Source organism: Bacillus sp. IS1 (assembly GCF_032461585.1).
Classification (GTDB): Bacteria; Bacillota; Bacilli; order Bacillales; family Bacillaceae; genus Bacillus; species Bacillus velezensis.
In genome coordinates, this window is sequence record NZ_JAWCWR010000001.1 from 768,884 (window position 1) to 792,850 (window position 23,967).

The following is a 23,967-nucleotide window of genomic DNA, read 5'->3' on the forward strand; positions in this document are numbered from 1 at the left end:
TTGGCTACACAAGGCCCGTCAGACTGAAAATGGCGATGATGACAAACACAGCGGCTGTTTTAATGACGGTAATGGCAAAGATATCCCTGTAGGATTGGCGGTGGGTCAACCCGGTGACCGCGAGCAGCGTAATGACGGCGCCATTATGCGGAAGAGTGTCCATCCCGCCGGAGGCCATCGAAATTACCCGGTGCATGACCTCCGGCGGGATGTGGAATGTATTGATTGCTTCTGTATACGCTGCTGACATCGTGCTTAAAGCGATGCCCATTCCTCCTGATGCCGATCCTGTAATCCCGGCAAGCGCAGTGGTCGTCACCGCTCCGTTGACGAGCGGATCAGTAAACGTCTGCGATATGCCGCTGCTGACCATTTTAAAGCCGGGAAGCGCCGCAATGATGCCGCCAAATCCGTATTCGGCTCCTGTATTCATCGACGCCAGCAAGGCGCCCCCGATGCCCTCATTCAGTCCTTCTTTCAAATTGAAGAGGACTTTTTTCCAATCGAACAAAATCGTTGTCATGATTCCGATGAACAGTGCGAGTTCTACTGACCAGATCGCAGTGACGGAGGAAAGGTCAATCTTCCCGAACGCTTCTAAACCGAGCGGCGCAAAATCAAATCCGTCAGGGTACCAATGCGGGAGCCACATCGTGAAGCATTTGTTCATGACTCCCACAAGGATAAGCGGAACAAAGGCGAGCACTTGCCGCGCGGGGCTGGGTTCTGCCTTCTGCGGTAAAACAGGCGTATGTTTTTCATTAGCCAGACCTGAGGATTCCTCTGCAGCGGAAACTTCAGATTGAAATCCAGCATAGCCTTCTCCGGCATTGGCCGCTTTTTTGCGCCGGGATTCTAAATAAATCATTCCGGCCGTAAGCACAAATGCTGCACCAATCAGTCCGAGCCAGGGAGCGGCATAAATGTTTGTTTTAAAAAATGCTGTCGGAATGACATTTTGAATTTGCGGTGTGCCGGGAAGCGCATCCATTGTAAATGTAAAGGCGCCCAATGCAATCGTACCGGGTATCAGACGCTTGGGAATATCAGCTTTCATAAATAGGTTTTTAGCAAACGGATAAATGGCAAACACCGCTACGAAGAGACTGACGCCGCTGTACGTTAAAATCGCACCCATTAAGACGATGGCGAGAATGGCTCTTTTTGCTCCCACAAGCTTGACGATTGTTTTTGCAATCGACTCAGCGAGCCCTGATATTTCAACAACCTTGCCAAAAACGGCTCCTAAAAGAAATACGGGAAAATACAGCTTAATAAATCCTACCATCTTCTCCATAAATATATTCGAGAAGAAAGGAAGTACGAAGCTTGGATCTGTCAGGAGCACAGCAAACAGCGCACAAATCGGGGCGAATAAAATGACTGAAAAGCCCCGGTAAGCCGCAAACATCAGCATGCCTAATGCCAATAAAATAATAACAATGTCCACAAATCCCCCTCTTTTCTGCTCATATTAGTAAGCGCTTACAAAAAATCGAGAAAATAAAGCAAAAAACATGCCGGTTTTGCACAGTTTCTGAGGCTGAAAAAATGTGCATCATGGTGAATTCTCCGTTTTGGCGAAAGAAAAGGAGACCCTTGCTGCATTATATTGATTGGCTGAGCAGTGAGTTTTTTTAGGGATAGTGAGATGGATCAGAGAGGATTTTTGCTTTATAAATATGTATTCTTTTTTCTTTCATTTATTTCCTGCAAGAGGAACCGATAAAATCCGGCCCTCCTGCATGGTCATTCAGCCAATAACAACCGGAAGCTCTTTGAGCGACCTAAAACCAATGAGCTTGCGGTATTCAAGGCGGTGTGCGGCCAGCCGAAGCTTAGGCATCCGCTCAAACAGTGTGAGAATTGCAATTTGTGCTTCGATACGCGCTAATGAGGAGCCTATACAAAAATGGGCGTTCTTTCCGAATGCAAGATGCGGATTCGGTTTTCTTTGGATATCCATTTTGTGAGGTTGATCGAATATGCTTGGATCGCGATTGGCTGCTCCTAAAAGGATATATACCTGCTCTCCTTTTTTTATGGTCTTCCCATTTATTTCGCAGTCTTCTGAGGCGGTGCGTGCCGTCAGCTGCGCGGGGCTGTCGTAGCGCAAACATTCCTCAACTGCAGTTTCAATAAGAGAGGGGTTTTCTCTCAGTGCGCTAAGCTGTTCAGGGTGTTTCAATAAAGTAAACACACCGTTGCACATGAGGTTTACCGTCGTCTCGTGTCCGGCTATGACAAGTAAGATACATGTCGCGAGCACTTCCTCTTTTGAAAGCTGTTCCTCCATAATAAACCTGCTGATCAAGTCTTGCTGAGGGTGAGCTTTCCGCTTGTGAATCAAATCTCTGAAGTATGACGTCAGCCTGCCTGCGGTGTCGCTGGCTCTGACTAACGTCTTTCTTGATCGGGTAAGATCAATGGCCTGAATGACGTCTGCCGTCCATTGTCTGAATTGATATCTCTCCTCTTTCGGCACTCCGAGTATCTCCGCAATGATAAGGCTTGCCAATGGAAAGGCAAACTCTGAAACAAGGTCAGCGTTTTTTTTGATTTGGACTTGATCCAACAAGTCATGAACCGTTTCTTTTATACAAGGGCGAAGTGATTCCGCCGTCTTTGCGGTAAATTCTTTACCGATAAGCATCCGCATCCGCTTATGGTCTGATTGATTTTTAAATAACAGCATATCGTGCTGGATATGCGATAGATTTTGATATTTCGTTGAAGCTTCCGGAAGAGGAATGCGGTTTTTAAATCGGGTGTCTTTCAGAATCGCTGCCGCCTCTTTGTACCCGGTGACATACCAGCCCGGATATTTTAATACGGTCCCTTTATAAACAGGATCAATGGATCGCAGTTTGTCATAAAACGGGTAAGGGTCATTCCAAAAATCCGAATCCGCATGGAGAGACGGATGTGCAATCGATAGGCCCGCCGTCATCTTATACCTCCGTATTGCAGGCGGATTGCAGGCCGGCTTTCATTTCTTCAACGGATTCGACTTCAAAACCTAAATCATGGAGCATTTGATGATCCTCTGTTTCTTGCTGCCCTGCTGTCGTTAAGTAATCTCCGACGAAAATCGAATTTGCGGCGTAAAGTCCCAGCGGCTGCAGCGAACGAAGGTTGACTTCCCGGCCTCCTGAGATACGGATTTCTTTTGACGGATTGATAAAACGGAACAAGGCGAGCACTTTCAGGCAATACACCGGATGTAATTCGCTTACCCCTTCTAACGGAGTTCCGTCAATCGCATGCAGAAAATTAACCGGGATGCTGTCGGCGTCAAGCGCTTTTAGGCTGTTCGCCATATCAATGACGTCCTGTTTCGTCTCTTTCATGCCGACGATGACACCAGAACAAGGTGACATCCCCGATTGTTTCGCCGTTTCCACTGTGTTGACCCTGTCGTCATACGTGTGGGAGGTCGTAATGTTTGAGTGATTCCTTTGTGATGTATTGATGTTATGATTGTACCGGTCTACTCCTGCTTGTTTCAGCCGCTCTGCCTGTTCGGGCTTCAGCAGACCGAGGCATGCGCAGATTTTCAAACCGTACGTTTCTTTAATTTCTTTGACAGCATCAACAACTTGATCTACTTCTCTGTTCGACGGTCCCCGCCCGCTGGCGACGATACAGTATGTCCCTATATTCAGGTCGTGGGCGCGTTTTGCCCCCTTCAGCAATATATGCTTATCCACCATCCGATAAGACTCGATCGGCGCTTTTGATATTGAAGATTGTGAACAGTACCCGCAATTTTCCGGACACAGGCCTGATTTTGCATTCATAATCATATTCAGCTTTACTTTTTTTCCGTAAAATCGTTTTCTGATATGAAAAGCGGCATGCATCAGCAATAAAAGATCCTCATCAGGACAATTTAAAATGGCCAGCGCTTCTTGATTCGTTACTTCCGCCCCGTCCAGCACTCTCTCTGCAAGATCCATCCATTGATTCATGTTTATCTCCCCATTTGTGTCAGATTCATGAAAGAGGTAACATCTATATGTTTCTCAATCATGTGTTGAATGTTTTCCGGTGAAACGTGATCCAGCTTCGGTGTGATTCCCAAAATCGGAACTTTGCATAATGTTTCAATCATGCTCGGGTTCGTCTTTTCGTCCAGCCCCGGCCTGCTCCTTATGCCGTTGATAATAATGCCGAGAACCTCTATCCCCATGTTTTTCGCATATTCAACGGTTAAATATGTGTGGTTGATGGTTCCGAGATCAGGCCTGGTGACAATCACTGCCGGCAATTCCAAGGCTTTTATCAGATCACTGACTAAGTAATTTTCACCAAGCGGGACGGAAATGCCGCCTGCCCCCTCGACGATGAAACACTCATGACGATTTTTGATCTTACTCCAGTGGGCCATGACTTCATCCATGCTCACGGATTTCCCCTCAAGCATGGCGGCCGTGTACGGCGCAAGCGGCTCTTTCCATTCAAATGGCGTAATTTCTTCATGAGACAGTGCGGTTTGTGACATGTCTTTCAACAGCGAGGTGTCACTTTCCGGATGAGTCCGCGGCACGCCGCTTAAAAACGGCTTAAACACTCCGATATCCGCCTGTTTCTGCCGGAATGCCGCGGCAAGTCCGCAAGAAACGATGGTTTTTCCGACGCCGGTATCTGTTCCTGTAACAAAAAAACTTCTCATTTGTTTATATTCAGCTCTTTTCTAATGGAATCAAATGCTTCTGTCAGCTCGTCTATGTCCTGTAAGCTGCGATCCGCCGTAACGGTCAGCCTGATTCTGCTTTCGCCTTCCGGAACGGCGGGCGGGCGGATGGCCGGGGCGCAGATTCCCTTTTTCTCCAGCAGCGCAGCGGCTGAAACCGCTGTTTTTGCATCACCGATGATAACGGGGATAATCGGTGTTTCTCCGCCTCTTACGGTAAAGCCCATATCGGCCAGACGCGTTTTTATCGTTTTGACAGACGACTGCAGCTCACGGCGCGTATCGTGCATATCTGATATGATGTCAAGTGCCGTATGCGAAGCCGCACAAATTGACGGCGGGAGGGCCGTCTGAAAAATAAACGTCCGCGCCTGATTCAGCAAAAAATCAATGAAAATGTTTGATCCCGCGGCAAAACCGCCTTCCGTTCCGACCGCTTTGCTTAATGTGCCGATGACAACATCAGGACAAACACCGAAATAGTCACTGGTTCCCCCGCCGTTTTCCCCGAGTACACCGGTTGCATGCGCGTCATCTGCTATCACAAATGCCTGGTACTGCTTTGCAAGCGCCATTATGCGGTCAAGAGGCGCGATGGTGCCGTCCATGCTGAAGACGCCGTCTGTGACGATAAAGCGGCGGTTCCGAGCCTGGACGGAGGCAAGTTTTTTCTCAAGATCAGCCATATCAATATGGCGGTAAACGATGGTTTCCGCTTTTGATAAACGGCAGCCGTCAACAATGCTCGCATGGTTCAGTTGATCGCTTAAAATGACATCGCCTTTTTGAGGCAGTGAGGCAAGCACGCCGATATTTGCCAAGTAACCGCTTGAAAACAATAAAGCCGCTTCCGTCTGTTTAAAGTCCGCGATTGTTTGTTCAAGTTTTTCGTGCCACACAGTATTTCCTGTCGTTAACCGTGAGCCGCCGCTTCCTGCCCCGAACCGGCTCAGCGCCGTTTGCGCGGCTGTGATCAGCCGCTCATCTTTTGACAGGCCTAAATAGTCATTGGACGCCCAGGTCTGCCGCTTTTGCCCCTTGGTTTTGAGAGCGGTTTCCTGTATTCGCAGCGTCCGATACAGCCCGTCTCTTTTCACCGCATCGAGCCTTTTGAGGAGCCATCCGTTAAAATCCACGGCCGGTCACCTTGGCTATCGCTTCTTTCATAATGGAGATCATGGCTTGTAACTGATCGGTTGTGCTGGCAAGCGGCGGCAGAAAGGCGATGACGTCTCCGAGCGGCCGTGTCAGCATACCAAGCTCTCTCATTTTCAAGGACACCTTGTATCCCATCCGCTTTTCAGGCGGATAAGGCTGTTTTGTCCCCTTATCCTGCACAAGCTCTATGCCGCACATGAAACCGAGCTGGCGGACATCGCCGACATGGGGAAGCTGCTTCAGATCATGAAGAAATTTCGCTGCCGTTTTTGATTTTTCGGCGACTCGTTCAACGATGCGTTCTGATTCGAATAATCGCAGATTTTCAATTGCCGCGGCACAGCCAAGCTGATTTCCTGTATAGGAATGGCCGTGGAAAAATGTTTTCATTTTGTCGTAGTCATCGTAGAAGGCTTCATAAATGGCTTCTGTGGCAAACGTCACAGCGATCGGCAAATAGCCTCCCGTAATGCCTTTCCCTGCCGCCATCAAGTCCGGCTGGACATTTTCATGCTCACAGGCAAACATTTTTCCGGTGCGGCCGAACCCCGTCGCCACTTCGTCAACGATCATTAACACATCATATGCCGTACACAGCTTTCGTACGCCTGCCAGAAAGCCTTCAGGCATGACGATCATCCCGGATGCGCCTTGCACCATCGATTCAATCGTAAGTGCGGCAATCTCTTCGTGGTGCTTTGCAAGCAGCTGTTCGAGCGCGTGAAGGCATTCATCCCGGCACTGTACGGGGTCGCCGCTTTCAGATCTGTATACATATGGAATCGGGGCTTTGTAGCTTTCAAACATCAGCGGGCCGTACACATGGTGGAAGAGTTCAATGGAGCCGACGCTGACGGCTCCGATCGTATCGCCGTGATAGCCGTTCTGCATAGAAATAAACGTCTGTTTCTCGGGTCTCCCTATGTTTTTCCAGTATTGAAAGGCCATTTTCAGAGCGATTTCCATTGCTTCCGCTCCGCTGTCGGAGTAAAAAACACGTGTCAGCTTTTCCGGTGTGATGCCTGTCAGCATCTCGGCAAGTTCTGTTGCGGGAACGTTCGTCATACCCAGCAAAGTCGAATGAGCGATTTTTTCAAGCTGTTTTTGAATCGCTTCATCCATTTCTTTTTTGCGGTGGCCGTGTACATTGAGCCATACTGAAGAAAAGCCGTCATAATATTCTTTGCCGCTGATGTCTTTCAGCATGATCCCGTTTCCGCTTTCAATGATTAACGGATCTTCATCGTAATCTTTCATTTGTGTGAAAGGCAGCCAAAGATGCTGTTTGCTTTTTTCAATCATTGATTGTTTCATCATTTCTCCTCCCGCTGAATGAATACAGGCTGCTTCTCCAAAAAATGGATACAGCTCTCTGTATCTATGGAGCCATCTGTAAAGAAAATCCGGCAGCCGCTTTCATCTCCGGCATTTTTCATCTTGGCAATCCGCTGATATCCCAGCTTCTTTGCGGCAACGTAGCCTGTTATGTAATCAGGATCATCCGACCAGCACAATTCAGCAATAATCCCCGGATATGCGCAAACTTTTGCCGCGATGGCATGTGCTTCTTTTATTCGTGAATTTTCCGGCATGTTGTGAGTAAAAGCCCATTTTTGAAAATCATGTGACGGCCAATCCACTCGGGATACCCGCACACCTCTATTTCCTCTGCCGTCAATGCGTTTTCCTGCCCGGATATCAAACAGGACCGCTCCTCTTGCGTCTGCATATTCCGCAATGTTTTCGTACGCTTTCTCTATCATGTGCGGGAGAATCCCCGCCTTTTGCAGAAGCTTGCGGGCGATCGCTTGTCCTTTTTCCGGCGTGTCTGTTTGATGGAAAGCAACCGGCAAAGGGCGGATCGTTTCGATCGGTTCATTAACGCTTTCAAGCTGAATCTGCATAAAATCAGGTATCCCTCTTGAGTGCGAGAAGCCTTTATGTAATAAGCCATCTACCGCTTCCTGTAAACCACCGTAAGTGATGAGCCGTTCTCCGCCGGAAATGTGTTTTCCGCCCTGCTCATGGGGGGCGTTTCGGGAAGCTCTCATTCTGACGCTGTAATAGGTTTCTTCCCGCATATATTCCCCTCCTTTCTCTTACTTTGAAAATTAATGTTAACCAAAATGATTAAAGGTTAACACTTATACAGAATATTAGTGCCCCTCACGGAATATGTCAACCTAAACTATCAAACTGTTAACGTAATGAGTTTTGCAAAGCCTCATTACGTTTTCATGTTTTGTTCATATTTTAGTAATTGTTTATTCAACACTGTCCGTTAAAGTAATCCATATCAACAAATAGGACAGCGATCCGCATCTTACTTATGAAGGGAGGTCAAAGCCGGATGCCGTTATGCTGAAAGAAAAAGTAAAGACAGCAGGCCGTTTTTGCACTGTAGGCGTCGGCAATACGCTGATTGATTTTGGTGTCTTCTTTCTTCTCGCCGCTTGTCATGTCCCCTATCTTCCGGCGCAGATCTGCTCCTATTCGGCAGGGATCATCAACAGCTATGTATGGAACCGGAAGTGGACGTTTCGTGTAAAACGCAAGGCTGACGGGAAAGAGATCATGCGATTTCTCATGATTAATCTTGCCGCGTCGGGAATCACCTTTTTGCTGCTTTACGCGTTTCAAAAAGGCGGCTGTTCGCTATTGGTGAGTAAGTTAGCCGCCACTATCGGCGGAATGATGATGAATTTTATCGGAAACCGAATCTGGGTATTTGGAGATTCGCTGAAAAACATACAGGATCAGGAGTGAAGATGAATGAGAAAAAAAGTGAGAAAAGCGGTCATTCCCGCAGCAGGTTTAGGAACGAGATTTCTGCCGGCGACAAAGGCGCAGCCGAAAGAAATGCTGCCGATTGTCGACAAACCGGCCATCCAATATATTGTCGAAGAGGCCGCAGCGTCAGGAATTGAAGATATACTGATTATTACAGGGAGAAACAAACGCTCGATTGAAGATCATTTTGACCGGTCGGCGGAATTGGAATTCAATCTGCGGGAAAAAGGCAAGACGGAGACACTTGAAGAAATGCAGCAGATCGCCGATTTGGCCAACATTCATTACATCCGCCAGAAAGAACCGCTCGGATTAGGCCATGCGGTACTGTGTGCGGAGCATTTTATCGGAGATGAGCCTTTTGCCGTTCTCTTAGGTGATGATATTATGGTATCTGACACTCCCGCTCTTTCACAGCTCATAGACGTCTATAACCAACACGGCACAGAAACGATCGGCGTACAGCCCGTCGATCCTGCTGATGTCAGCAAATATGGTATTATACAGACGGGGCGGCAGAGCGGTCATGTGTACGAGGTTGAGGATCTGATTGAGAAGCCGGCTGTTGAAAAGGCACCCTCTCATATTGCCGTGATGGGCCGTTACATATTAACCCCTGCCATTTTTAAAACGCTGAAGACGATCGGAAGAGGCGCGGGCAACGAAATCCAATTGACAGACGCGCTGCGCGAAGTGTGCCGCACCCGAAGCATTTATGCGCGGGAGCTTGAAGGAAGCCGGTTTGATATAGGAGATAAGTTCGGCTGTTTTAAGGCCGGCACGGAGATCGGGCTTCTGCGGGAAGAAATGAGACCGAAACTTTTAGCTTATTTAGAAGAGGTGTTAAAAAGAGAATCTGAAGAAATCGTGCGCTAAAAAATAATTTGTAACCATTTTGCTTGTCAATCAGTCATATAATTGGGTAAAAAGATAAAGAGGTTGTGAACAGTGTGGGCAATTTTATTAGTGAAATATTATCCTGGCTGACAAGTATGGGCTATTTAGGGATTGCGCTCGGATTAATGATCGAAATCATTCCGAGTGAAATCGTTCTGGCTTACGGAGGCTATATGGTGTCAGAAGGCACGATCAGCTTTATCGGCGCCATTGTCGCCGGTGTGATCGGGGGAACGATCGCGCAGTGCTTTATTTACTGGATCGCCCGTTATGGGGGACGGCCGTTTTTGGACAAGTACGGCAAGTACTTACTTCTGAAAAAGCATCATGTTGATGTTGCGGAAAACTGGTTTCGCCGTTACGGCGCCGGCGTTGTGTTTTCGGCGCGGTTTATCCCGGTCGTCAGACATGCGATTTCCATCCCGGCCGGCCTTGCGAAAATGCCTCTTTCCAAGTTTGTCATATTGACGACGCTTGCCATTATTCCGTGGTCTGTCATTTTCGTTTATCTCGGGTATCAGCTCGGGGGACAGTGGAAAGACGTAGACAGCTATGCCGGAATGTATACAACTCCGATCATTATCTTGGCTCTCGTATTTATTGTTGTTTATTTTGTTGTGAAGAAAATGAGATCAAGACTGTGAAAAAAGACTGCATAAGAACGGCTGTGAGCCGGATCTATGCAGTCTTTTTTTTATTTATACCGGGTATACGGGGTGTTTCCGGTGTGTGAATGTCAGTTGTTTGGACATGTAAGCAGTGAGGCGTTTATTGAGTTCTTCCCGCAAGGAATCAGCAGGAACAATGCCGTCAATCACCATTTCAGAGGCAAGCCGGTAAAGGTTAATGTCTTCCTTATATTCATCACGCTTTTCTTGAATAAAAGCCGGCCTTTCTTCAGGGGCTAGCTCGCTGATTTTGTTTGCGTAGACCGCATTCACCGCTGCTTCAGGACCCATTACGGCAATTTGCGCAGTCGGAAGCGCTAAACAGCAGTCCGGTTCAAAAGCAGGCCCCGCCATCGCGTATAATCCGGCACCGTAGGCTTTTCTGACGATAACGGAAAGCTTCGGAACAGTCGCTTCCGCCATTGCGGAGATCATTTTTGCGCCATGCCTGATGATGCCCGCCTGCTCAACCTTCGTTCCGATCATGAATCCGGGAATGTCTGCTAAAAACAGAAGCGGAATATGGAATGCGTCGCACAAAGCGATAAATTTTGCGGCTTTATCCGCCGAATCGAGAAATAAAACCCCGCCTTTGACACGCGGCTGATTGGCGATAATGCCGACCGGCTGTCCGTGAATCCGCGCAAGCCCCGTTATTAATTCCTGCGCAAATAACGGTTTAATCTCAAAAAATGAGTCTTCATCAATGACACGTTCAATTAAATCCATCATGTTGAACGGTGCGTTTTGATGTGCCGGGATGACATCTGAGAGCGGTTTTTCAAAAGCTTTCGGGTTCTTAGATTTGTTGACGGGCGCTTTTTCAGTATAATTTGCCGGAAAATAGCTGAGGTATGTCTGCGCCATCGTGATTGCTTCCTGTTCCGTCGGGGCGAGGAGATCACCGCAGCCTGATACGGAACAATGCATACGGGCGCCGCCCATTTCTTCAAGCGATACTTTCTCGCCAATCACCATTTCCGCCATACGCGGGGAGCCTAAGTACATGGATGCATTGCCTTCGACCATAATGACAATGTCGCAAAAGGCCGGAATGTAAGCGCCGCCCGCAGCGGAAGGGCCGAACAATAAACAGATTTGCGGAATGCGGCCCGACAGCTTTACTTGATTATAAAAGATGCGGCCGGCTCCCCTTCTGCCCGGGAACATGTCGACCTGATCCGTAATTCTCGCACCTGCGGAATCGACTAAGTACAAGAGCGGACACTGAAGCTTTTCCGCCGTCTCCTGAATGCGGATGATCTTTTCCACCGTTTTCGCGCCCCACGAGCCCGCCTTTACGGTTGAGTCGTTTGCCATCACACAAACGGTTCTGCCGCCGATGGTTCCGATCCCGGTAACGACCCCGTCAGCCGGCAGTCCGTCTGACATGCACTCGGCGAAAAAAGCGTCTTCAACGGATATGCCGTCATCGAATAAAAGCTTCAGCCTGTCTCTTACAAAAAGTTTTCCCTTCTTTTCGTTGCTTGCGTGATATTTCGCGGCTCCTCCCTTTTCAATCGTTTTGCTGCGTGTCTGCCGTTCTTTTTCGTAATCCATTCGAGTCCCTCCATGTTTTATTTTCCTTTGTATTCAGGGGGTCTTTTTTCTTTAAAAGCGCGCAGGCCCTCTTCTCTGTCAAGTGTGGGGATGACTTGTTCATATGCTTTTCGTTCGATTTCGAGCCCTGTATTGAGATCTGTCTCCAGACCCTTGTTTATCGCGGATTTTGCTTGTCTGACGGCGATCGGCCCATTAGCGGCGATGCGGCCGGCCAGTGCTTTTGCTTTTTCCATAAGTTCATCGGCTTCACAAACATGCTCGATCAGCTTCATGTCTTTTCCCTCTTCGGCAGAAAGCCTTCGGCCGGTATAGATCAATTCTTTTGCCGCGCCGGGGCCGATAAGCCGGGGCAGTCTCTGCGTTCCGCCCGCTCCGGGAATGATCGCAAGCCCTGTTTCAGGAAGGCCGAGGCCCGCCCGGCTGACGGCGATTCTGATATCGCAGGCAAGAGCGAGTTCAAGGCCTCCTCCGACAGCGGTGCCGTTCAGCGCTGCAATGACCGGCTGCGGGAGAGCTTCAATGGATGCGGCCGTTTCACCGATACGCCTGACGCTTTGTTTGACTTGTTCATGGTCCATCCCCGCTCTTTCTTTTAAATCAGCACCGGCGCAAAATGTGTTCCCGGTGCCGGTGAGAATGACACAACGAATGGATGGCGAGTTTTTGATGTCTTCAATCACACGCTGTAAATGATCAATCATTTCTGAAGACAGCGAGTTGGCCGCATGCGGGCGGTTCAGCGTGATCAGACCGATCGTTTCTTGACAGACGGAATACAAGACGCAATCTTCCATGGCTTCTCCTTTCTCATTTCGTTCTGAATGCCTGCAGGTTTCTGCTTGGCAGGTCTTTGCCTATTTTATCCGCGATCCAGCCGGCGGCATAAAGAAGTTTATTCATGTCCGTCCCGGTATCAATCCCCATTTGTTCGAGCATATAAATGACGTCTTCTGTGGCAGCGTTGCCTGCTGATCCAGGGGCGTACGGGCAGCCGCCAAGCCCGCCTGAGGAAGTATCAAAGGATGTGATGCCCATATCAAGAGCGGGAATGATATTCGCTAGAGCCGTTCCTCTTGTATCATGGAAATGGAGTGCGATTTTTGAGGCGGGAATTCTCGGCAAAAGGGCTTCAAGCACGGCTATGACCTGCAAGGGGTTTGCCGCGCCGATCGTGTCGCCGAGCGATATTTCATCAACGCCCATTTCGAGCAGGGTGTCTGACAGGCGGATGACTTGTTCGACCGGCACGTTCTGTTCGTACGGACAGCCGAACACAGTGGACAGATAAGCTCTCGTCGCCATTTTTTCAGCTTTTGCTTCAGTAATAACCCGCCTGAGCTCTTGAACGGTCCGGTCAATCGGTTTGTTTACGTTTTTTTGGTTATGGGTTTCGCTTGCAGATAAAAATACACATGCCTGATCGATTCCGCCTTCTGCCGCATGCTCCAGCCCGATGAGGTTCGGAACGAGAGCCGCGTAGACCGTATGTTCAGATCTGGCAATGCCTTTTGCGACGTCCAGGCTGTCACGAAGAGCCGGAATCCATCTCGGATGCACGAATGATGTCACTTCGATATAGGGAAGGCCTGTTTTTGAAAGCATATTGATCCACTCAATCTTATCTTCTGTATCCACCCACGCCGATTCATTCTGCAAGCCGTCACGCGGTCCTACTTCATTGATGCGGACATGTTTCGGACAGTTCATGCTGCACCTCCCGTTTTATTGAAGTTCAATCAGGACCTCTCCTTCATCAGTGAAATCACCTTCTGATTTTTTCACTTCTTTCACCGTACCCGCTGTATCAGCGATAATCGGAATTTCCATTTTCATAGATTCCAAGATGGCCACTTCCTGTCCTTCTTCAATGACATCACCCGGCTTCACATGAATTTTCCACAGGTTTCCCGCCATCTGAATTTTTATGACGCTCATTTTGACGCCCCCTCGTTCATTGTTTGTAAAAAGCCGGTTGTCGCCTCACCCTTTTCAAACACTTCTGAATAGGCAATTTTTGTCAGCAGCGGAATGTTGGTTTTAATCCCTTCTACATGATATTCGCCAAGGGCGGTTTTCAGTTGTTCAATGGCTTGTTTTCTCGTATTCGCCGTGACGATCATTTTGGCAATCATCGGATCGTAAAACGGAGAAATGACGCTTCCCTTTTCGACGGCGCATTCGTGTCGCACTGACGGGTGTCTTAAAACGGAAAAAGACGAGATGGTACCGGGTGACGGGTAAAAGGTGACCGGATCTTCCGCATAGATCCGCACTTCTATCGCATGACCGCGGTGGTTGATATCTTTCTGCGAGAAAGTCAGCGCCTGCCCAGCGGCAATTTTCAGCTGTTCTTCCACAAGATCCAGTCCTGTAATTTCTTCTGTCACCGGATGCTCCACCTGCAGTCTTGTGTTCATCTCTAAAAAATAGATTTGTTTCTTTTGGTCGACGAGAAATTCTATTGTGCCTGCATTTTGGTAGCCGATCGATTTTGCGGCTTTAACGGCGGTTTCACCGAGTCTTTGTCTTAATTCATCGTCAACAAACGGTGACGGCGCTTCTTCTATCACTTTTTGGTGGCGCCTTTGGACTGAACAGTCACGTTCAAACAGATGAACGGTGTTGCCGAAAGAATCTGCGAGTATCTGAATTTCAATATGACGGGCATTTTCAATGACCTTTTCCATGTACATTGCGCCGTCTCCAAAAAAGGAGGCGGCCCGCTTTTGATTACCTTCGAACGCTTTGGCCAGCTCTTCTTCTGAATGTACGATCTGCATGCCGATTCCGCCGCCACCTGCGGACGCTTTCAGCATGACCGGAAAACCGATGGCACGGGCTTCGGCTAAGGCGGAGTGAACATCGGGCAATGGCTCTGAAACACCGGGAACGATCGGGACCTTTGCTTTTTGCATCGTTTTTCGGGCTTCTATCTTGCTGCCCATCTTGGCAATGATATCACCGGGCGGACCGATAAATGTGATTTGTTCCTTCCGGCAGCGTTCGGCGAACAGGCTGTTTTCTGACAGCAGCCCGTAGCCCGGATGAATGGCGTCCGCTCCGGCGGATTTAGCGGCTTCTATGATTCTGTCGATATGTAAATAGCTTTCATTTACTCTCGATTTACCGATCGGATAGGCCTCATCAGCCGCTTTTACATGCAGCGCGTCCCGGTCGGCTTCTGAATACACAGCTGCCGAGGGGATGCCGAGACGTTTGCAGGTGCGGATAATTCTTAAGGCGATTTCTCCTCTGTTGGCAATCAGGACTTTTTTAAACAAATGTGAAGCACTCCTTTTTCATTAAGTTAACTTGAGCTCTTCAATCGTTTTTTCCCGCAGCTTGAATTTCTGAATTTTTCCGGAGGCTGTCATTGGATATTCATCTGTAAACAAAACATACCTGGGGACTTTATAGCGGGCGATATGTTCTTTGCAAAAGGCTCTGATGTCTTCTGCGGAAGCGGTTTGTCCGTCTTTGAGCCTGATCCATGCCGCGGCCTCTTCTCCGTATTTCGGATCAGGCACGCCGACGACCTGAACGTCTGCTACCGCGGGATGCCGATATAACATTTCCTCAATCTCGCGCGGATAGATATTTTCGCCGCCCCTGATCAGCATGTCTTTCAGACGGCCCGTGATTTTGCAGTACCCGTCCTCGTCCATGACCGCCAAATCACCGGTATGCAGCCAGCCGTCTTTGTCTATCGCTTCTTCGGTCGCTTCTTGATTTTTATAATAGCCTTTCATGACATGATATCCGCGGGTGCAGAGCTCTCCTTGTTCGCCCCGGGCGGCTTCTTGGGATGTTCCGGGCCGAACGATTCTGACTTCGATATGGGGAAGCGCGCGCCCAGCTGTTTCCACTCTTCTTTCAAATGAATCATCCGTTCTTGTCTGCGTAATAACAGGTGATGCTTCGGTCTGTCCGTAGGCAATGGTAATGTCGGTCATCCCCATTTTGCCGATCACTTCTCTCATGACTTCCGCCGGGCATGGCGAGCCTGCCATAATCCCGGTTCGGACGTGGGAAAGATCATATTCAGAAAAACGGCTGTCATTTAGGAGGGCGATAAACATCGTCGGTACACCGTGCAGAGCCGTGCAGGCTTCTTTCTCCACCGTTTTCAGAACGGCCGGCGGAGAAAACTGTTCGATCGGAATCATCGCCGCACCCGCGGAAACACATGCCAGCACGCCGAGCACACACCCAAAGCAGTGGAAAAACGGCACGGGAATACATAAACGGTCACATGAAGTAAGCTTCATGCATTCTGCGATATTGGCCGCGTTATTTACGATATTAAAATGTGAGAGCATGACGCCTTTCGGAAATCCGGTCGTACCTGATGTATATTGCATATGAATGCAATCATCCTTTTTCAGGCTGTCCATCCTTCCGTCAAGCTCTGCATCCGTTACAGACTCGGCATCCTTCAGCAAAGAATCCCAACGGTGCATCCCGGACGGGCTTTTATCACCGATATATAACACCGTCCGTAAAAATGGATAACGTTTCGAACGCAGCCTGCCGCGCTCACAAGTTTTCAGTTCGGGAATCAGCTTATTCACCATCTCAACATAAGATGTCTGCCGGTAGGAATCCATGATTATCAAGGCCGAGACGTCTGAATGTGCCAGCAGGTAATCGAGCTCTGCGATTTGAAAATTGGTATTAATGGTGACCAGAACGGCGCCGATTTTCGCCGTTGCAAATTGCGCCGCGAGCCATTCCGGAATGTTGGATGCCCATATGGCCACATGATCTCCTTTTTCAACTCCCAGCTTCATCAGCCCTTTTGCGGTTTGCCGGCATAACCGGTCAAACTCGGCATACGTATAACGAAGGCTGCGCTCAGGGTAAACAACCGCTTCATGATCCGGAAAAAGCTTCGCGGTCCGCTCAAGCAGCTTTCCGGCTGTTAAATGGATAAGTTCAGCCATATGACCTGCCCCCTTCCATCCCTGTCTTGGTAAACGTTTTCATTTCACTTCAAAAGCTGTCTTGCGATGACCATTCTTTGAATTTCTGACGTTCCTTCGCCAATCTCCATCAGCTTTGCGTCACGAAGCATACGTTCGACACCGCATTCCTTCATATAACCGGAACCGCCATGAATTTGGATGGCCTGAAGGCACGTTCTGACGGCCATTTCTGAAGCATAAAGCTTGGCGAATGCCGCTTCTTTCGTAAATGGCAGGTTTTGATCCTTCAGCCATGCCGCTTTAAGCACCATCTGTCTGGCAAGGTCAATTTCCATCGCCATATCGGCCAGCTTAAATTGAATGGCTTGAAATGACGATATCGGACTGCCGAACTGCTTGCGTTCCTTCGCATATGACAGCGACGCCTCCAGCGCGCCTTGAGCGATACCGACAGCCAGTGCCGCAATCGAGATCCGCCCGCCGTCTAATGTATATAAAAATTGTTTAAAACCTTTTTCAGGATCACCGAGCAGGTTATCGGCAGGCACCCTGACATCCTCAAGCACAAGCTCGGCCGTATCCGACCCTCTCACACCCATCTTGTCGTACGGATTTGTGATCGTAAATCCCGGTGTGTCTGTGGGGACGATGAGAGCTGAAATGATCGGTTTTCCGGCGGAGTTCTTTCCCGTAACGGCGGTGACAATGACCGTGCGGGCGTAATTTGCGTTAGTGATCCAGCATTTCTCTCCGTTTATCACATAGTCATCGCCCTTTTTCTCGGCTTTTGTCTGGGTACCGCCGGCATCTGAACCGGCATTCGGCTCTGTCAGCCCGAATGATCCGAGCGCTTTTCCCGAAGCAAGCGGAATAAGATGTTCTTGCTTTTGCTGTTCAGTACCGAAATAGTATAATGGGCTTGCGCCGAGTGACACGGCTGCCGCGTAGCTCAGCCCCGTGCTGCCGCAGGCTTTTCCGATTTCTTCGACCGCTGCTGCATATGAAATGGTATCACCGCCCGCCCCGCCGTATTCTTCCGGAAACGGAATTCCGAGCAGCCCGAGTTCGCCTATTTTTTTAAATGTGTCTATCGGGAAGACGGCTGATTGATCAACCTCATGGGCTTTCGGGGCAATTTCATTTTTGGCGAAATCTCTGACCATTTCGCGCACCATCTGCTGTTCTTTTGTCAGTTGAAAATTCATTAACCTTCCTCCTTCTGCTGCTTTCTACATTTTATTAATGGGGGTCTTTATTCATTCCATCCAAATGAAGTCTGAACATTCGGACTCATCTGCCGCAAAAAAACTGACAGCGCCGCAACTGTCAGTTTATTAATAATGGCTATTTAATCGTCCGTTTTGCGGAGGGAAGGCTCTCATGGTGTAGCCTGTCAACGGAAGTAACGATATAAGTGCAGGCTTCTTCCGCCCGAATATCAGTATCTGAAAATGTCTGCGTCCGTGAGGATGTTTTTCTGACTGTATCCACTAAATAAGGCTGCTTTCCCTTTTCTGCGCGGTAAATGGCGTAATAAGCCGTTTTTTTACCGTTGGATTTCGCATCTTCAATATAGAGTGTATGGCCTGAATCGTTCTTCTCCGCCCGTTTGACAGCCGGTTTTTTTAAAGCGGAATGTCCGAGCCAAGGCATCTCGGGAATTAATGCGGGCCAGCTGTACATGTCTTTGATCAAACGGTTTTTCACATCGAGCGGATTACGGTTTAAATCCTTTAAACTGAAATGCATGCTGCCTTTTATCCATGCTGATCCCCTGTTAAGAGCAATCTGTCTTCCGTATTCCCCCGGGTCGGCCCAGGCCGGATCAGCATTGTTGTTGATTTTATAAGCTGCCTGCCCGATATATAAATGCACCGGCCGATTGTTCACTTCTTTTCCCCACCAATCCGCTAAGACGTCATATGCCGCCGCTTTAAATCCGATGCTCCAGTAAATTTGCGGTGCGATGTAATCAATGTATCCTTTTTGGATCCATTCTCTCGTATCAGCATATAAATCATCGTAGTTCCGCACCCCTGCGGCCGTTTCGGAGCCTGTCGGGTCATCTGCGGCATTTCTCCATACGCCGAACGGGCTGATTCCGAATTTGACATAAGGTTTTTCTCGTTTGATGGTTTGGTTGATTTCTTTTACAAGCCGGTTGACGTTATCCCTGCGCCAGTCATCAACTGATGCAAAGTGAGCTTTTCCGTACCGTTCGTATTCCGCCTGATCGGGGAATTCCTGTCCGGCAATTTTATAAGGATAAAAATAATCATCCATATGAACCGCATCAATGTCATAACGGCTGACCACCTCTTTGATTCCATCCGTTATAAATTGTCTTACTTCCGGAATGCCCGGATTATAGTACAGCTGTTTTCCGTATGCAGCGACCCAGTCCGGATGGGAACGCGCGGGATGATCATCTGAAAGCGCATTCAAATTTGTATGATTCATCGTGATCCGGTAAGGATTGAACCAAGCGTGAAATTCAAGATTCCGTTTATGTGTCTCTTCAACTAAAAAAGCAAGCGGATCGTAGCCGGGATTTTTGCCTTGTGTTCCTGTCAGATACTCTGACCAAGGCCCGTAATCTGATGGATAAAAAGCATCAGCCGCAGGCTTAATTTGGACGATAACGGCATTCATTCCCATCTCCTGAACGTCATCCAGCAGCTTGCTGTATTCTCTTTTTTGCTCTTCCGGTGACAGCCCTTTTTTAGAGGGCCAGTCGATATTGGTGACAGACGCGATCCATACGGCTCTCATTTCTCTCTCCGGCTGAGTGCCGCTTGCTTGTGCGGATGCTGAGAATGTAAAGATGCCGGCTGTCAGTACAACGGCCAAAAACCATATCATGCTAAAACGGCAGCTTTTCATATTTTTCCCCCTCTCTGCTTTACGGTATTCCGAAGCATTCCGGGCGGTGAATCAGAAAGCCTGCTTTGCTCCTCTCAGCCTAAAAGGGAAAGAAAAAAGTCCTAAAGCGAATAAAACGCTTCAGGACTTTTTATGTTTCATGGCGGCGAGCACGTCAATGACCTTCGTTCCGACGCCGACACATGTTTCAAGAATGGCCTGCGCTCCGGCGATGGACAAAATGAAAATAACCGGATGTGCATAGCGGGGCCAGACCAAATAGCAGATGCCGATCAATATGGCGCACCAGACGCCCGCACACCAATAACATTGCAGCATATAACCGAATGCGGAGGAAGGGACTTTTTTTTGGACGGCGCGCCCGTTTTGATCGACGGTTTTTTCTTGCTTTATAAAGGGTTTTCTTATGAATTCCGTAATCTTATCAAATACGATCAAATGGGTCAGCCGGTAGCTGGCAAGAATAATCATTACATACGTAAGCCAAGATAGGTTCGTCATGTCAAAGCCTCCAAAAAAACTGAGTTTGATTCCCCTATCTTGCCCTTTGTCTTCTTCAGCCATTCTGCCGGATGTTACAGATTCCGCGCCAAGCGTCTTCCGCTGTTTGCAATGATGTCCAGTATGACCTCAGCATTTTGCTGTGCAAAGGCGGGTTCAAACATATCTTTATGGGCGCCCCCGCCTTGATATTCCTGATAGAGTCCCGTTGTGGCGCCTTCCCATTTCATCGGCTCGGTCTTATCACTGTGTTCTTCCTTTATGCCGGCCTCAATAAAATGGAGGTTTGCCGCGATTTGGCCGTCATTTATCAGTTCCGCCCAGTACGTTTGATAGCGCTCTGTCTTTTTGATGACCGCTTCTCTGACGGCTTCCGGGATGTTGTCGGCTGTTGCGTTTGTTGGCTGCTGAGGCAGTGCGTCAAGCTTTCTGTACGCGTCTGCGATAATGACGTCACTGATTTCTAAGCCGCGCTTTTCCATCGCTTTTGCCGCCTCGAATGCCGTATTGCCGCCCGCTGAATATCCGAAGAGGATATAAGGGCCTTCCGGCTGGATTTCCAGCATTTTATCAATGTATTGTTCCATTCTGCTGTCTTCTTCAATAAAGTTAAAACCGTACACAGCAGCCCGTCCGTTTAATGCCGCCGCAAGATCTTTAAAGAAAATGCCGAAACCCGAGATAGGCGGAAAACAGAAAAGATTGCGGCCTTTCGGCTGGTTCAGTCTGCTGATATGCTGCTCTGCAGCTTCTGACAGTGTGTTTGAATACAGCTTTTCAGCCAATTGTTCAATTGTCGGATATTCAAATATCATTTCAATCGGCACATCCATCTGCTGCCTGGTCTTCAGCTGATGAATCACTTGCAATGCTTTCAATGAATGGCCGCCCAGCTCAAAGAAGTCATCCTGTATGCCCAGCTCCCCGCAGCCGAGGATCGGCGTCCAAATGTCGATCAGCTCACGCTCCACCCAGTTTCGTGGCGGAACGGCTTTTGATGACGTTTTTTTCCGTTCTGGCGCAGGCAGCCCGCGGCGGTCCACTTTGCCGTTTGCGGTAAGCGGCATACGGTCAAGCTTAATCACATACTGCGGGATCATATAGTCGGGAAGCGACCTGGCCAATAGAGATCGAATGGTTTTTTCTTCAACATGCGCGCCCGTATAATACGCACAAAGGATTGCTTCTTGTCCTTCTTTTGCTACGATGACTGCCGATTCCCTGATTCCATCTATTTCGGTCAAGCGTGCTTCAATTTCGGCCGGCTCAATCCGCTTCCCGCGAATCTTGAATTGACGGTCGATACGGCTGATGTATCCGATGCTTCCATCAGGCATCCAGTGTGCCAAGTCGCCTGTTTTGTAGATCTTTTCTTCAGGATGAATCGGGTGGCTGACAAATGCTTCACTTGTTAAGTCAGGCCTGTTTAAATAGCCTTTGGCAACCCCGTCACCGCCGACACAAAGCTCACCGGGCACGCCGATCGGCGCAAGTCCGCCGTTTTTATCAATGATATACGCGGTTGAATTGCTGATCGGTTTTCCGATTGGGATCGGCTGAGAAAAATCGTGCCTGATTTCGTAAAAGGTAGAAAATGTCGTATTTTCCGTCGGTCCGTATATGTTATAAAGGCTGAGATTCGGACAGCGGTGTCTGACCTTATTGATGAGCGCCGGGGACAATGCTTCTCCGCCGACATATAAGGTGTGCAATCCGGAAAACATCTCCGAATCTGCCTGGGCAAACTGGTTAAAGAGCGCCGTCGTCAAAAACAAAATCGTAATCCGGTTGGAAGAAAGATAATTGCCGAACCTCTCAGGCGCAAGCATTGTCGAGCGGTCAACCACATGAAGGCATGCTCCGTTCAAAAGCGCACCGAAAATTTCAAACGTCACTGCGTCGAAACCGATGGACCCTGTCAGAATGAGACGGTCCGTCATGCCGGCCGACGTGTAATTGCTGTTTGACACGAGCGATACGACGTTTCGGTTGGAAATCATCACGCCCTTCGGTTTTCCTGTTGAACCGGATGTATACATAATATAGGCAAGGTCATCAGGTGCTGTATCGGTATTCAGTTTTCCCGCATCAGCGGTTTGTTTCTCTGCGGCAGCCGGGATAGAGATGATGTGAGAAAAGTCAAAGTCAGTCTCAATCCCTTTTTGCACCGTTAACAGCTGTGCTCCGCTCTCAGTGAGCATATCGGCGATCCTGTCGGTTGGCAGTTCTGCATCAAGAGGAAGGTACGTCCCTCCCGCTTTCAATACAGCGAGAACAGCGATGATAAATTCCGGTGAGCGTTCGGCCAGAATCCCGGCAATTCCCTTTGGCGCCAAACCGTTTTCCAGCAGGGTGCGGGCGAATGCAGTTGACCGTTCATCGAGCTCCCGGTACGTCATCGTCAGCCCGCCGGCGTGAAGCGCTTGATGGTCCGGGGTTTTCTTCACCTGTCGGCTGAATAGGCTGATGATGCTTTCGTCTCTTTCATAAGTTGTTTTCGTGTCATTAAATTCGCCGATTATTCTTGATTTTTCCTTTTGTCCGAGCATCGGTAGCCGATCAGCGGGAACATCGGGATTGAAGGCGGCGCCGCGCAGAGCTTCTTCCAAGTGTCCTTTTACGCTCTCTATCCATACTTCGTCATAAACGTTCGCATTGTAGCTGAATTTGATGAGCAGCTCATCGCCGGGCGCTATGATGAGGTTAAAATCGTAGCCCGATTGTTCCGACACGTTGACATTCCCGATCCGGAACGGTGCATCCGATTCCTTTTCCGCGTCTTTCATCTGCTGCTGAATCGGATAATTTTCAAACACGATGATATGGTCGATTAAATCCTGTTTCAGCTCAGTCTGAGATTGGATGTCAGCAAGCGGATGGTAGCTGAACGCCTCTGAGTCAAGCATTTCTTTCTGGCAGCGGCCCAGCAGTTCTCTAAAGCTTTCGTCACCCGTTTTAATGCGTACCGGCACGGTATTGATAAACAGCCCGATCATGCTTTCCACGCCGTCAATGACGGAAGGCCGCCCTGATACAACGGCGCCGAATACGGCATCGTCCGTCCGGTTGTAGCGCTGCAGCATCAGGCCCCATACAGTCTGCATAAGAACCGCGAGCGTAGCGCCCTCTTCTTTGGCGATGGTTTTCAGCCTGTCTGTCAGATTTTGATCTAAAGAAAACAGCAGCTCTTTCTTACGGTAGCCTTTTTCCTGAGGACGGGCCGGTATTTTCGGGAGTCCTGAGGGTGTCTCGCAGCCTGCTAAATATCCTTTCCAATACTCAGAAGCCGCGTCTTTGTCCTGATCAGTCAGCCATGTAATATAAGTGCTGTAAGGCTTTGCGGGCGCCAGTGTGACGGGTGAGCCTGATTCAATCGTCCGGTACATATGCATGAATTCCTGAAGGACGATGCCGAGGCACCAGCCGTCCATAAGGATGTGATGGTGGCTCCAGACGCATACATATTCCTCGTCTGCCGTTTTAAACAAAGAAACACGCATCAGCATATCCTTTTGCAAGTCAAAGCCTTTTAAGCGGTCACGTTCCTTAAATCGCTGTAAATAGGCGCTCTGTCCCGCTTCGTCCAAATGTGTAAGATCTTCGCGGTGCAGCCGGAATTCCCTCTCACGCAGCACAACTTGGCGGGGGCCGTTCAGCTGAGCGACATGAGGTAAAAAAACCGTTCTGAAAATATCGTGGCGGCTGATGACAGACTGTACGCTTTGCTCAAACAATTCCGGACGAAGCCGGCCTTTTATGGTGAAGACGGATTGCTCGATATATGCAGCCCCCTCCTTTTGCAGAAAGGAATGAAAAAGCATTCCTTCCTGCATTCGGCTGAGGGGATAAATATTTTGGATATTTTTCGTTTTGTCCATGTGTTCCT

Annotated in this window: 20 protein-coding genes; 3 read left to right on the plus strand and 17 right to left on the minus strand. The window is 48.9% G+C overall.

Annotated features, from left to right (window positions below):
• Positions 1 to 4: 4 nt before the first annotated feature.
• The 7 genes from RUW00_RS03310 to RUW00_RS03340 all read right to left on the minus strand — a co-directional run bounded on the left by RUW00_RS03310 (position 5) and on the right by RUW00_RS03340 (position 7,935).
• Positions 5 to 1,450 carry a GntP family permease gene (locus RUW00_RS03310; protein ID WP_280145137.1) on the minus strand — a complete coding sequence of 482 codons (1,446 nt, stop codon included), beginning with the start codon at positions 1,448 to 1,450 and terminating at the stop codon, positions 5 to 7.
• Positions 1,451 to 1,753: 303 nt separating this feature from the next.
• A complete protein-coding gene (locus RUW00_RS03315) occupies positions 1,754 to 2,950 on the minus strand; it encodes a cytochrome P450 (protein ID WP_022553266.1) in 1,197 nt (398 codons plus the stop codon).
• Position 2,951: 1 nt separating this feature from the next.
• Positions 2,952 to 3,971, minus strand: coding sequence for a biotin synthase BioB (gene bioB / locus RUW00_RS03320; protein WP_007410132.1), 1,020 nt, complete (start codon positions 3,969 to 3,971; stop codon positions 2,952 to 2,954).
• A gap of 2 nt (positions 3,972 to 3,973) precedes the next feature.
• Positions 3,974 to 4,675, minus strand: a complete 702-nt coding sequence (gene bioD, locus RUW00_RS03325; RefSeq protein WP_209388302.1) for a dethiobiotin synthase — start codon at positions 4,673 to 4,675, stop codon at positions 3,974 to 3,976.
• Positions 4,672 to 5,832, minus strand: a complete 1,161-nt coding sequence (bioF, locus tag RUW00_RS03330) for an 8-amino-7-oxononanoate synthase (RefSeq protein WP_280145138.1) — start codon at positions 5,830 to 5,832, stop codon at positions 4,672 to 4,674. Before bioF ends, bioD begins: the two co-directional genes overlap by 4 nt.
• Positions 5,822 to 7,168, minus strand: coding sequence for an adenosylmethionine--8-amino-7-oxononanoate transaminase (bioA, locus tag RUW00_RS03335; protein WP_280145442.1), 1,347 nt, complete (start codon positions 7,166 to 7,168; stop codon positions 5,822 to 5,824). Before bioA ends, bioF begins: the two co-directional genes overlap by 11 nt.
• Positions 7,168 to 7,935 (minus strand): 6-carboxyhexanoate--CoA ligase, encoded by a 768-nt coding sequence (locus RUW00_RS03340; protein ID WP_022553261.1) that lies wholly within the window; start codon positions 7,933 to 7,935, stop codon positions 7,168 to 7,170. Before RUW00_RS03340 ends, bioA begins: the two co-directional genes overlap by 1 nt.
• A 277-nt stretch (positions 7,936 to 8,212) precedes the next feature.
• Between RUW00_RS03340 and RUW00_RS03345 the strand changes: the two genes are divergently transcribed.
• From RUW00_RS03345 to uptA, 3 genes are all read left to right on the plus strand, one after another.
• Positions 8,213 to 8,620 carry a GtrA family protein gene (locus RUW00_RS03345; protein WP_017417912.1) on the plus strand — a complete coding sequence of 136 codons (408 nt, stop codon included), beginning with the start codon at positions 8,213 to 8,215 and terminating at the stop codon, positions 8,618 to 8,620.
• Between the two features lie 6 nt (positions 8,621 to 8,626).
• Positions 8,627 to 9,520: a UTP--glucose-1-phosphate uridylyltransferase GalU gene (gene galU, locus RUW00_RS03350; RefSeq protein WP_280145139.1), complete on the plus strand. Its 894-nt coding sequence runs from the start codon at positions 8,627 to 8,629 to the stop codon at positions 9,518 to 9,520.
• Between the two features lie 74 nt (positions 9,521 to 9,594).
• On the plus strand, positions 9,595 to 10,185 hold the full coding sequence (gene uptA / locus RUW00_RS03355) for an undecaprenyl phosphate transporter UptA (protein WP_007410125.1): 591 nt from the start codon (positions 9,595 to 9,597) through the stop codon (positions 10,183 to 10,185).
• A 54-nt stretch (positions 10,186 to 10,239) separates the two neighbouring features.
• Here the strand turns inward: uptA and RUW00_RS03360 are convergent, their stop codons facing one another.
• The 10 genes from RUW00_RS03360 to RUW00_RS03405 form a co-directional block, all read right to left on the minus strand.
• Positions 10,240 to 11,769 (minus strand): acyl-CoA carboxylase subunit beta, encoded by a 1,530-nt coding sequence (locus RUW00_RS03360; RefSeq protein ID WP_061862263.1) that lies wholly within the window; start codon positions 11,767 to 11,769, stop codon positions 10,240 to 10,242.
• A 17-nt stretch (positions 11,770 to 11,786) separates the two neighbouring features.
• The gene (locus tag RUW00_RS03365; protein ID WP_103526838.1) at positions 11,787 to 12,566 is read right to left on the minus strand and encodes an enoyl-CoA hydratase; all 780 of its coding nucleotides are present in this window, start codon (positions 12,564 to 12,566) and stop codon (positions 11,787 to 11,789) included.
• 13 nt (positions 12,567 to 12,579) lie between these two features.
• Positions 12,580 to 13,479 (minus strand): hydroxymethylglutaryl-CoA lyase, encoded by a 900-nt coding sequence (locus RUW00_RS03370; protein ID WP_007410122.1) that lies wholly within the window; start codon positions 13,477 to 13,479, stop codon positions 12,580 to 12,582.
• 15 nt (positions 13,480 to 13,494) lie between these two features.
• Positions 13,495 to 13,707 carry an acetyl-CoA carboxylase biotin carboxyl carrier protein subunit gene (locus RUW00_RS03375; protein ID WP_236837362.1) on the minus strand — a complete coding sequence of 71 codons (213 nt, stop codon included), beginning with the start codon at positions 13,705 to 13,707 and terminating at the stop codon, positions 13,495 to 13,497.
• Positions 13,704 to 15,053, minus strand: coding sequence for an acetyl-CoA carboxylase biotin carboxylase subunit (locus tag RUW00_RS03380; RefSeq protein WP_022553258.1), 1,350 nt, complete (start codon positions 15,051 to 15,053; stop codon positions 13,704 to 13,706). Before RUW00_RS03380 ends, RUW00_RS03375 begins: the two co-directional genes overlap by 4 nt.
• A gap of 21 nt (positions 15,054 to 15,074) precedes the next feature.
• A complete protein-coding gene (locus RUW00_RS03385; protein ID WP_280145140.1) occupies positions 15,075 to 16,715 on the minus strand; it encodes an AMP-binding protein in 1,641 nt (546 codons plus the stop codon).
• 44 nt (positions 16,716 to 16,759) lie between these two features.
• Positions 16,760 to 17,902 (minus strand): acyl-CoA dehydrogenase family protein, encoded by a 1,143-nt coding sequence (locus RUW00_RS03390; RefSeq protein ID WP_003153894.1) that lies wholly within the window; start codon positions 17,900 to 17,902, stop codon positions 16,760 to 16,762.
• 139 nt (positions 17,903 to 18,041) lie between these two features.
• Positions 18,042 to 19,580: a glycoside hydrolase family 10-like protein gene (locus tag RUW00_RS03395; protein WP_280145141.1), complete on the minus strand. Its 1,539-nt coding sequence runs from the start codon at positions 19,578 to 19,580 to the stop codon at positions 18,042 to 18,044.
• Positions 19,581 to 19,700: 120 nt separating this feature from the next.
• Positions 19,701 to 20,081, minus strand: coding sequence for a DUF1360 domain-containing protein (locus RUW00_RS03400; RefSeq protein WP_007410116.1), 381 nt, complete (start codon positions 20,079 to 20,081; stop codon positions 19,701 to 19,703).
• Positions 20,082 to 20,155: 74 nt separating this feature from the next.
• On the minus strand, positions 20,156 to 23,959 hold the full coding sequence (locus tag RUW00_RS03405; RefSeq protein ID WP_280145142.1) for a non-ribosomal peptide synthetase: 3,804 nt from the start codon (positions 23,957 to 23,959) through the stop codon (positions 20,156 to 20,158).
• Positions 23,960 to 23,967: the final 8 nt, after the last annotated feature.

Coding starts and splice junctions, on each gene's coding strand:
- RUW00_RS03370 (WP_007410122.1), bottom strand. CDS start 13,479: ATGAACTGTCCGAAACATGTCCGCATCAATGAAGTAGGACCGCGTGAC.
- RUW00_RS03395 (WP_280145141.1), bottom strand. CDS start 19,580: ATGAAAAGCTGCCGTTTTAGCATGATATGGTTTTTGGCCGTTGTACTG.
- RUW00_RS03345 (WP_017417912.1), top strand. CDS start 8,213: ATGCTGAAAGAAAAAGTAAAGACAGCAGGCCGTTTTTGCACTGTAGGC.
- RUW00_RS03400 (WP_007410116.1), bottom strand. CDS start 20,081: ATGACGAACCTATCTTGGCTTACGTATGTAATGATTATTCTTGCCAGC.
- RUW00_RS03340 (WP_022553261.1), bottom strand. CDS start 7,935: ATGCGGGAAGAAACCTATTACAGCGTCAGAATGAGAGCTTCCCGAAAC.
- RUW00_RS03365 (WP_103526838.1), bottom strand. CDS start 12,566: ATGGAAGATTGCGTCTTGTATTCCGTCTGTCAAGAAACGATCGGTCTG.
- RUW00_RS03315 (WP_022553266.1), bottom strand. CDS start 2,950: ATGACGGCGGGCCTATCGATTGCACATCCGTCTCTCCATGCGGATTCG.
- RUW00_RS03405 (WP_280145142.1), bottom strand. CDS start 23,959: ATGGACAAAACGAAAAATATCCAAAATATTTATCCCCTCAGCCGAATG.
- RUW00_RS03390 (WP_003153894.1), bottom strand. CDS start 17,902: ATGAATTTTCAACTGACAAAAGAACAGCAGATGGTGCGCGAAATGGTC.
- RUW00_RS03375 (WP_236837362.1), bottom strand. CDS start 13,707: ATGAGCGTCATAAAAATTCAGATGGCGGGAAACCTGTGGAAAATTCAT.
- bioD (WP_209388302.1), bottom strand. CDS start 4,675: ATGAGAAGTTTTTTTGTTACAGGAACAGATACCGGCGTCGGAAAAACC.
- bioA (WP_280145442.1), bottom strand. CDS start 7,168: ATGAAACAATCAATGATTGAAAAAAGCAAACAGCATCTTTGGCTGCCT.
- bioB (WP_007410132.1), bottom strand. CDS start 3,971: ATGAATCAATGGATGGATCTTGCAGAGAGAGTGCTGGACGGGGCGGAA.
- RUW00_RS03385 (WP_280145140.1), bottom strand. CDS start 16,715: ATGGCTGAACTTATCCATTTAACAGCCGGAAAGCTGCTTGAGCGGACC.
- galU (WP_280145139.1), top strand. CDS start 8,627: ATGAGAAAAAAAGTGAGAAAAGCGGTCATTCCCGCAGCAGGTTTAGGA.
- RUW00_RS03360 (WP_061862263.1), bottom strand. CDS start 11,769: ATGGATTACGAAAAAGAACGGCAGACACGCAGCAAAACGATTGAAAAG.